This window comes from Dietzia sp. NPDC055340, from assembly GCF_053645335.1.
On record NZ_JBSHML010000042.1, the window covers coordinates 1 to 1,117 of the forward strand.

The window sequence follows — 1,117 nt, forward strand, 5'->3', positions numbered from 1 at the left end:
GAGTCCTACAGGCTCGCATGCACCTCACTCGGGGCGGAAAAGGTTGAGGTCTTGCGTGCCGCTTTCAGGTCGCGATATGCGGCCTAACAATTCGTCCAAGCCGACGCCGCTTCGCGGCGCGGCTTAACTCAGGTGTTAAACATCATGAGGGAAGCGGTGATCGCCGAAGTATCGACTCAACTATCAGAGGTAGTTGGCGTCATCGAGCGCCATCTCGAACCGACGTTGCTGGCCGTACATTTGTACGGCTCCGCAGTGGATGGCGGCCTGAAGCCACACAGTGATATTGATTTGCTGGTTACGGTGACCGTAAGGCTTGATGAAACAACGCGGCGAGCTTTGATCAACGACCTTTTGGAAACTTCGGCTTCCCCTGGAGAGAGCGAGATTCTCCGCGCTGTAGAAGTCACCATTGTTGTGCACGACGACATCATTCCGTGGCGTTATCCAGCTAAGCGCGAACTGCAATTTGGAGAATGGCAGCGCAATGACATTCTTGCAGGTATCTTCGAGCCAGCCACGATCGACATTGATCTGGCTATCTTGCTGACAAAAGCAAGAGAACATAGCGTTGCCTTGGTAGGTCCAGCGGCGGAGGAACTCTTTGATCCGGTTCCTGAACAGGATCTATTTGAGGCGCTAAATGAAACCTTAACGCTATGGAACTCGCCGCCCGACTGGGCTGGCGATGAGCGAAATGTAGTGCTTACGTTGTCCCGCATTTGGTACAGCGCAGTAACCGGCAAAATCGCGCCGAAGGATGTCGCTGCCGACTGGGCAATGGAGCGCCTGCCGGCCCAGTATCAGCCCGTCATACTTGAAGCTAGACAGGCTTATCTTGGACAAGAAGAAGATCGCTTGGCCTCCCGCGCAGATCAGTTGGAAGAATTTGTTCACTACGTGAAAGGCGAGATCACCAAGGTAGTCGGCAAATAATGTCTAACAATTCGTTCAAGCCGACGCCGCTTCGCGGCGCGGCTTAACTCCGGCGTTGGGCGCACAATAAGGCTCCTTGCAGAGTTGCTTGAAAGTTGTTACGATTCAAATTTAATCATGAGATAGTCAGCAGATGAGCACTTCCAAGAACGCAGACAAGTTAGCCGCAGCAACCTTCATT

The 1,117-nt window shown here is 53.1% G+C and carries 1 protein-coding gene; it reads left to right on the forward strand.

The features are described 5' to 3' along the window. Window positions 1-144 precede the first annotated feature (144 nt). Window positions 145-936: an ANT(3'')-Ia family aminoglycoside nucleotidyltransferase AadA1 gene (gene aadA1, locus ACWIFB_RS17285; RefSeq protein WP_001206316.1), complete on the forward strand. Its 792-nt coding sequence runs from the start codon at window positions 145-147 to the stop codon at window positions 934-936. Window positions 937-1,117 lie beyond the last annotated feature (181 nt).